This window comes from Pseudomonas sp. (assembly GCF_050739995.1).
In the GTDB taxonomy this organism is placed as follows: domain Bacteria; phylum Pseudomonadota; class Gammaproteobacteria; order Pseudomonadales; family Pseudomonadaceae; genus Aquipseudomonas.
In genome coordinates this window covers 1-8,437 of the sequence record NZ_JBOICG010000407.1, presented here as the reverse complement: position 1 = coordinate 8,437, position 8,437 = coordinate 1, and the positions used below count along the sequence as shown (strand labels likewise).

Genomic DNA, 8,437 nt, shown 5'->3' with positions numbered 1-8,437 from the left:
GCACATGCTCGTACTGCGTGATATCGAACTGGTTCTCGGACAACTTGCGCTCGGCTTCCAGGCGTTCTGCCGGGGTTTGGTTCATGGTGAATCTCCAAAAAATCGATTACCGCTGTATTCGGTCTACCTGTTGAAACCCGATCCAATGTGGGAGCTGGCTTGCCTGCGAAAGCGCCTTACCCGACACCCCATCACCCACAGGCTTAAATCCGAAATCCCTGGTAACTCTCTGTCCATTCCTGCTGAGCTGCCAATGCTGTTTTCAGCCGCCCAATCTGCTCCCGAACCCGTTCCGGCGCCGTCCCACCCCACCCACTGCGCGCCGCAATCGCCGCTTCCAGGGTCAGGCAGTCGCGCACCTCAGGCAGCAACCGTGCATCCACCTCCGCCAACATCGCCGGCGAGGCTTCCCACAACTCAATCTCATGCTTCTCACAGGCCTGCACCAAGGCGCCGGTAATCTCATGGGCTTCCTTGAATGGCACACCACGGGTCGCCAACCAATCCGCCACCTCAGTCGCCAAGGTAAAGCCCATCGGCGCCTGACGCCGCAGCTCTTCCACCTGCACCTTCATGGTCGCCACCATCCCGGCCATCGCCGGCAGCACCAGCAGCAGGGTGTCCACACTGTCCAGCACGCTATGCTTGTCTTCACTCAAATCGCGGTTGTATGACAGCGGCAGCGATTTGAGCGTGGACATCAACCCCGTCAGGTTGCCAATCAACCGCCCAGCCTTGCCCCGCGCCAATTCGGCAATATCCGGGTTCTTTTTCTGCGGCATGATCGAGCTGCCGGTGGCGTAGGCATCGTCCAACACCACCCAGCGAAATTGGCGTGAGGACCACAGGCAAAATTCTTCGGACAGACGCGAAATATTCACCCCGAGCATGCCCGCCACAAACAGGAACTCCGCCACATGGTCACGGCTGGCGACGGCGTCGATGGAGTTTTCGCACGGCCCGGTGTAGCCCATTTCCTTGGCTGAGTGCTCTGGCTGACGCGCAATCGCGGAACCTGCCATCGCGGCAGCACCCAACGGCGACAACGCCGTACGCGCATCCCAATCCACGAGGCGCTGCACATCCCGCAACATCGATTGGGCATGCGCCAGCAAGTGGTGGGCAAACACAATCGGTTGGGCTTGCTGCAAGTGCGTGAAACCTGGGCAGATGCTCTCCACGTGTTGCTCCGCCTGTTCCACCAACGCCTGCTGTAGACCCAACACCTCAGTGGTGATGGTACGTGCGTGGTCCCGCAGGAAAAGACGCAGATCATTGGCCGTCTGGTCATTACGCGAACGCCCGGCGCGCAGCTTGCCGCCCAAGGCGCCGAGACGCTCGGTCAATACGCGTTCGATGAAGGTGTGCACATCCTCATCATCCAATGTCGGATGCAGGTGGCCGGCAGCGAAGTCCGCACCGATCTCGTCCAGGGCTTCCAGCGTGCGCAGGGCCTCCGACTCATCCAGCAAGCCGGCGCGCTGCAACTCTCGCGCATGGGCGCGGGAGCCGGCCAGGTCGTAGGGCGTCAGGCGAAAATAGCGCTCAGGGCAACGGGACAGCGCGGCCAATGCAGCAGACGGACCGGTCTTGAAACGAGCGCCCCAAAGGCGGTCGGTGGGCTGGGACATGGGTATTCCTCACGCTTGTTTTTAGAAGAGTCGGAGGCAGTAAAAATAAGTTTTCAACTAGACTGAATCAGCGTCTGACGCGCCGTATTCAAGGTTGCCAAGGGCGGATGTTTATGTTCATTATCGCCGCCTGGCTATGTTCAAGGATTGGGTTGAAGCCTGTTGAATATGGCACTTGAGGTCAACGCGTATTATGGAAACCCCACTTTCCACTTCTGGAAACATACCGCCAAAACCCGGCACACGACCGCCCCTGCAACTGAGCGGGCTGGACTTTAAATTGCTGCGCGTGTTCATGGCCGTGGTCGAAGCAGGAGGCTTCAGCGCTGCGCAAAATGAGCTGAACGTGGGCCTGGCGGCCATCAGCAAACAAATCTCCGACTTGGAAATCCGTATCGGCATGCGCCTGTGCACAAGGGGTAGGGAAGGGTTTGGGCTGACCGAAGAAGGCAAGCTGGTGTATCAGGCTTCCATCGAGTTATTCACCTCGGTGGACAGTTTTCGCGACAAGCTTAGTTCGGCACAAAATGAATTGATCGGTGACCTTAGTGTGGGGGTTATCGATAACACCGTGTCCGACGTTAATTCCCCGTTGATTACTGCGTTGGGGAAATTACATAGCGAGTCGCCGAAAATTAGATTGCGCCTACATGCCTCGCAATTGGACGAAGTTGAACGTGGCGTGGTGGAAGGGCGGCTGATCGTCGGCATCGTGCCGGTGTACCAGCGCCGTGAAGAATTCGACTATTTCCCCTTGTACGAAGAAAAGGCCCACGCCTACTGCGCAGTAGGACATCCACTGTTCAATGCGAGTGACATCACGCCAGAAGTGTTGCGCCAGTACGAAGTGGTGAACCATCGCTATGCGATCCATCGCGACAAGGCCAACTTCGTCACCTACGACAGCCAGTCCGCCTCGGCGTCGCAAGTCGAGGCCGTCGCGATCCTTATCCTCACCGGCCGCTTCCTCGGTTTCCTGCCGGAGCACTACGCCACCCCCTTGGTAAGGGAAGGGCGCTTACGCGCACTGTGCCCGGAACAGGTTCACCTCAGCACCGCCTTCAACCTCATCCTGCGCCACAACGCCCCGCGCAGCCCAATGGTAAAAGCCTTCACCACTGCGCTGGGCGTAGACCTCAAAGCCACGACATAACGCTCAAGGCAAACGCCGATTCCCCGAGCAACAGAGATCAAATGTGGGAGCTGTCGAGCCCCAGCGAGGCTGCGAAGGGATCGACTCGATATCCCTGCCAACCCCATCCCCTGCATCACCGCTGCAACCGAACCCGCTTCTTCTTCGCATGAAAATGCCGAAAATGTGCATCCTGCGCCGCCGCCAATAACTCCCGATCCCCACGCGTATCGCCCCAGGCCCGGAGCCGGTACTCCCCCAGGTCCCCATACACCGCTTCAAGCCGCAGCACCTTGTTCTCACACCGGCAATTATTTCCGGTCAGCTTGCCGGTCAGCACCCCGTCGACCACCTCAAGCTCGGTGCCGATCAACTTGATCCCCAGCCGATTCGCAAACGGCTGCAACACCAACGCCGGTGACGCCGAACACAGCGTCACCACGGCCCCGGACTTCACCTCATCCGCCACCGACTGCAAGCCAGTGGGACGCATCAGCTTGTTCCAATAGCGCTGGCAATACACCTCCGCCTGCTGCTGAACCCACGCTTTCTCCACACCGGTCATAAAGGTACGGATCAACTGCGCCTTCAACTCATCCCGGCTGATCTGCCGCACCAGAAAACGCAACCCAGGTACCGCCAGCTTCACCATCCGGCCATAGAACTCGCCAGGGCCAAAGGCAAACTTGAGGAACGGCACGAAACTGTCGTGGTGGGTCAGGGTGCCGTCGAAGTCAAAGACGGAAAGTACTTTGGCGTCAGCGGGGCCGGCTTCGAGCATGTCTGGGTTCACGGGTTGGCCTCGGTCCTATCTAATAATTCTGTTGAAGCATCAGCGGTGACAGTGGTCGTTTACTCCGGTATCAATCTTTCGATTTTCGAGTAAAGACCAGCGGTGAAAGCCTCCCTGTCAGTCGACCGATGGCAACGCTGATGGCAATTGGGGCACAAGGCTACAGCATTGCTGGTGCGATCCGAACCCTTCTGGGCAAGGTGCTTGATGCCATGCGCTTCAATAAATGGTAAATCACCGTGTATAAAAAAGCCCTGAACGAGTCAGGGCTTATTCATGTTGCTTGGCTTGGGAATCAATCCCAGCTCAACGCGCCGCCAGTCTGGTACTCGATCACACGAGTCTCAAAGAAATTCTTCTCTTTCTTCAAGTCCATGATCTCGCTCATCCACGGGAACGGGTTAGTCGTGCCTGGGTACTCTTCCTTCAAGCCAATCTGCGACAGGCGACGGTTGGCGATGAATTTGAGGTAGTCCTCCATCATCGCCGCGTTCATGCCGAGTACGCCGCGCGGCATGGTGTCACGCGCGTATTCGATCTCCAGCTGCGTCCCTTGCAGGATCATCTGGGTCGCTTCTTCCTTCATCTCGGCATCCCACAGGTGTGGGTTTTCGATTTTGATCTGGTTGATCACGTCGATACCGAAGTTCAGGTGCATCGACTCATCGCGCAGGATGTATTGGAACTGCTCGGCCACGCCGGTCATTTTGTTGCGACGGCCCATGGACAGGATCTGGGTGAAGCCGCAGTAGAAGAAGATGCCTTCCAGGACGCAGTAGTAGGCGACGAGGTTGCGCAGCAGTTCTTTGTCGGTTTCGACGGTGCCGGTTTCGAACTTCGGATCGGAGATCGAGCGGGTGTACTTCAGGCCCCACGCCGCTTTCTTAGCGACCGATGGGATCTCGTGGTACATGTTGAAGATCTCGCCTTCATCCATGGCCAGCGATTCGATGCAGTACTGGTAGGCGTGGGTGTGGATCGCCTCTTCGAAAGCCTGGCGCAGGATGTACTGGCGGCACTCCGGGTTGGTGATCAGGCGGTACACGGCCAGCACCAGGTTGTTGGCGACCAGCGAGTCGGCGGTGGAGAAGAAGCCGAGGTTACGCATGACGATGCGGCGTTCGTCGTCGGTCAGGCCTTCGGGGTTTTTCCACAGGGCGATGTCGGCGGTCATGTTGACCTCTTGCGGCATCCAGTGGTTGGCGCAGCCGTCGAGGTACTTCTGCCAGGCCCAGTCGTACTTGAACGGCACGAGTTGGTTGAGGTCGGCGCGGCAGTTGATCATGCGTTTTTCGTCAACGGCGACGCGGGCAGAGGCGCCTTCCAGCTCGGCGAGGCCTTCGGCGATGTCGAGTTTGTCGAGGGCGGCCTTGGCGCGCACGATGGCGGCGGAGTCATTGGCGGTGACGGCGCGGGCTTCGATGGCGGCCGCAGCGCCGGCACCGTCGAGGCGGTCCATGTTGGCTTCGGTGGCGTGGCCGGCGTTGGCGCCTTTGGCAGCTACTTCGCCTTCTTCTTCTTTGTCGAATTCGTCCCAGCTCAGCATGACGTGTCGTCTCCTGCGTGAGGGCTCAAAGGTGCCCGTGTGAAACCGGATGGTTGGGTGTTCACACGGCCCTGAGGCCGCGGTGGATCTTAAGGAATCGTTTGTTGCAACAGCTCGCGCAGGCATTAAACGGAATTGGGTAACGGGTGGTCTGCTTGAGGCTGAGGGGCGGAGCGACAGGTACATGCTCCAGCGGGGCCTCAGGTCTGGCTCTTCATCCCAGTGTAAAGGGATATTACAGGCCCGATTTACCCGCGCATTATAGGGAAAAATTCGGGTTTGTGTTGCGGCGGATGGTCACGATGGTGCGCCAAAATGGCGTGGTTTTCGGCCAAAGGGCGGGTTTATAAGGCTTTGCTGGGGGTGGAGATTTTTGACGGGCGGCGGGAGAGTTTTTGTAGAACTGGCGGCGGCGGGGATGTGGAGGGTTATTGAAGGTGTGTAAGGCTGAAATCGCCATCGCAGGCAAGCCAGCTCCCACATTTGAGTTGGGGTGTGGTCGGGATGGGTTCTTGGCCGCAAGAACGATTTCTTGCGGCGACCAAGATCCGGGTTTAAATCGAACTTGAGAAATTATTAGCCGTTGGAACAACCGTTGCCCATCACCTGATACTTCAGAATATGCCGCTGACCTTGTGAGTCTTCATATTCCATTTGTACTGGTACAACTTGGCAAACTTCCGGAATCTCACTCATGGACAGTACTTTGGCGACGTCCAGGTGGGTGCTGTAAGTGTATTCCTCAACAACGGGGATGTTCTTGCCGGCAAGCTCAGTCGGGGCCTCATCGGCCAGGGCGGCGGTGGCGCACAAGCTGCTGAGGGCCATAACTACTAAAGCTTTCATTTCTCTATTTACCTTATTTAGGTCGAGTGGGGTCACGGGGCCCTTGTGAGGCCGCGTGTGTAACTTAGGATTGGAAAGTTCGGATTAACGTTGCCTTCGTGGGGGCTGTTGCGTTGTTAATCACAGTGCCTTGTTGGCGGAAGTGATTTTAGGCTTGAGGGTTATATTCATATACCCGTGCTTTTGATAAACACTATTGGCGGTTTTTGTAACAATCCCGTGGTAAAGCTTTTTTCATGCACTGGCAAAGCCCCGCAGGCCTTGGGCCAGAGGGGCATACGGACAAAGCAGGGCAGTTTGTAGGGGCTTGTTACTACCATCGTCGAATGGTTCTATGGGGGCGCCCCGGCTACAACGGGGCCTACAAAAACAACTATTGTCACCGAGGTAAGAAAGATGAGTGCGGCTTCCCTGTACCCCGTTCGCCCCGAAGTAGCAGCCAACACGCTGACCGACGAGGCGACCTACAAGGCCATGTACCAGCAGTCGGTGGTCAACCCCGATGGCTTCTGGCGCGAACAAGCCAAGCGCCTTGACTGGGTCAAGCCTTTCACCGCGGTGAAGCAGACCTCTTTCGACGACCACCATGTCGACATCAAATGGTTTGCCGATGGCACCCTGAACGTTTCCTATAACTGCCTGGATCGTCACCTCGCCGAGCGTGGCGACCAAGCGGCCATCATCTGGGAAGGCGATGACCCTTCCGAAAGCCGCACCATCACCTACCGCGAGCTGCATGAAGAAGTCTGCAAGTTCGCCAACGCCCTGCGCGGCCAGGATGTGCATCGCGGCGACGTGGTGACTATCTATATGCCGATGATCCCCGAAGCCGTGGTCGCCATGTTGGCTTGTACCCGCATCGGTGCGATTCACTCCGTGGTGTTCGGCGGTTTCTCCCCTGAAGCCTTGGCCGGTCGCATCATCGACTGTCGGTCGAAGGTGGTGATTACTGCCGACGAAGGCATTCGCGCGGGTAAGAAGATTCCCCTGAAGGCCAACGTCGACGACGCCCTGACCAACCCGGAAACCAGCAGTATCCAGAAGGTCATTGTGTGCAAGCGCACCAATGGCGCGATCAAGTGGAACCAGCATCGCGACATCTGGTACGAAGACCTGATGAAGGTGGCGGGCACCGTGTGTGCGCCGAAAGAGATGGGCGCCGAAGAAGCGTTGTTCATCCTCTACACCTCGGGTTCCACCGGTAAGCCGAAGGGCGTGCAGCACACCACTGGCGGCTATCTGCTCTACGCAGCCCTGACCCACGAGCGCGTGTTCGACTACCGCCCGGGAGAAATCTACTGGTGCACCGCCGACGTCGGCTGGGTCACCGGCCACACTTATATTGTCTACGGCCCACTGGCCAATGGTGCGACTACCCTGTTGTTCGAAGGCGTGCCGAACTATCCGGACATTACCCGGGTGGCCAAGATCGTCGACAAGCACAAGGTCAATATCCTCTACACCGCGCCAACCGCGATCCGCGCCATGATGGCGTCCGGCACCGCCGCCTGCGAAGGGGCTGACGGTAGCAGTCTGCGCTTGCTCGGTTCGGTAGGTGAGCCGATCAACCCGGAAGCGTGGGACTGGTATTACAAGAATGTCGGCCAATCCCGTTGCCCGATCGTCGACACCTGGTGGCAAACCGAAACCGGCGCGACCCTGATGAGCCCGTTGCCGGGCGCTCACGCGCTCAAGCCAGGTTCGGCGGCACGTCCGTTCTTCGGCGTGGTGCCGGCGTTGGTGGACAACCTGGGCAACATCATCGAGGGCGCCGCCGAAGGCAACCTGGTGATCCTTGATTCGTGGCCAGGCCAGGCGCGAACGTTGTACGGCGATCATGACCGTTTCGTCGACACCTACTTCAAGACCTTCCGTGGCATGTACTTCACTGGCGACGGTGCCCGTCGCGATGAAGATGGCTACTGGTGGATCACCGGGCGTGTGGACGACGTGTTGAACGTGTCCGGCCATCGCATGGGCACCGCCGAGATTGAAAGTGCCATGGTTGCACACCCGAAAGTCGCCGAGGCGGCGGTGGTGGGTGTGCCGCATGACATCAAGGGGCAGGGCATCTATGTGTATGTCACGCTGAAAAATGGCGAAGAGCCGAACGAAGCGCTGCGCCTGGAGCTGAAAAACTGGGTGCGTAAAGAAATCGGGCCGATTGCTTCTCCGGACGTGATCCAGTGGGCACCGGGCTTGCCGAAGACCCGTTCGGGGAAGATCATGCGGCGGATTCTGCGCAAGATTGCCACGGCTGAATATGACGGGTTGGGGGATATCTCCACCCTGGCAGATCCGGGCGTGGTGGCGCATCTGATCGAGACGCACAAGACCATGAACGTTGCGTAAGGCGGGTTAGTGGTAACGAGCCCTATTCGGCGCAAGCCGGGTGGGGCTTTTTTGTGAGGCGCAGTTCGATACGACTGAAGAAACCGGGTCACTGTGGGAGCTGGCTTGCCTGCGAAGAGGGCGTGTCAGGCAAAGGT

General features: G+C 58.3%; 6 protein-coding genes and 1 pseudogene. 2 read left to right on the top strand and 5 right to left on the bottom strand.

The annotated features are described in order from the left end of the window. Positions 1-203 precede the first annotated feature (203 nt). Entirely contained in the window at positions 204-1,631 is a 1,428-nt protein-coding gene (gene argH, locus ACRESD_RS13560) for an argininosuccinate lyase (RefSeq protein WP_431751370.1), read from the bottom strand. A gap of 193 nt (positions 1,632-1,824) precedes the next feature. On the opposite strand from argH, the gene ACRESD_RS13555 reads away from it, so the two are divergent. Further along, positions 1,825-2,784: a LysR family transcriptional regulator gene (locus tag ACRESD_RS13555; protein WP_431751369.1), complete on the top strand. Its 960-nt coding sequence runs from the start codon at positions 1,825-1,827 to the stop codon at positions 2,782-2,784. 115 nt (positions 2,785-2,899) lie between these two features. On the opposite strand, the gene ACRESD_RS13550 is transcribed toward ACRESD_RS13555, so the two are convergent. The 4 genes and pseudogenes from ACRESD_RS13550 to ACRESD_RS13535 form a co-directional block, all read right to left on the bottom strand. After that, positions 2,900-3,544 carry an HAD-IB family hydrolase gene (locus tag ACRESD_RS13550; RefSeq protein WP_431751368.1) on the bottom strand — a complete coding sequence of 215 codons (645 nt, stop codon included), beginning with the start codon at positions 3,542-3,544 and terminating at the stop codon, positions 2,900-2,902. Between the two features lie 71 nt (positions 3,545-3,615). After that, positions 3,616-3,789, bottom strand: a pseudogene (locus tag ACRESD_RS13545) (HNH endonuclease); the annotation flags it as partial. A gap of 62 nt (positions 3,790-3,851) precedes the next feature. Continuing rightward, positions 3,852-5,102 carry a ribonucleotide-diphosphate reductase subunit beta gene (locus ACRESD_RS13540; RefSeq protein ID WP_431751367.1) on the bottom strand — a complete coding sequence of 417 codons (1,251 nt, stop codon included), beginning with the start codon at positions 5,100-5,102 and terminating at the stop codon, positions 3,852-3,854. A gap of 576 nt (positions 5,103-5,678) precedes the next feature. Then, positions 5,679-5,948 (bottom strand): DUF2790 domain-containing protein, encoded by a 270-nt coding sequence (locus tag ACRESD_RS13535; RefSeq protein WP_431751366.1) that lies wholly within the window; start codon positions 5,946-5,948, stop codon positions 5,679-5,681. Positions 5,949-6,344: 396 nt separating this feature from the next. Here ACRESD_RS13535 and acs point away from each other — a divergent pair, with 396 nt between their 5' ends. Further along, positions 6,345-8,300, top strand: a complete 1,956-nt coding sequence (acs, locus tag ACRESD_RS13530) for an acetate--CoA ligase (protein ID WP_431751365.1) — start codon at positions 6,345-6,347, stop codon at positions 8,298-8,300. Positions 8,301-8,437: the final 137 nt, after the last annotated feature.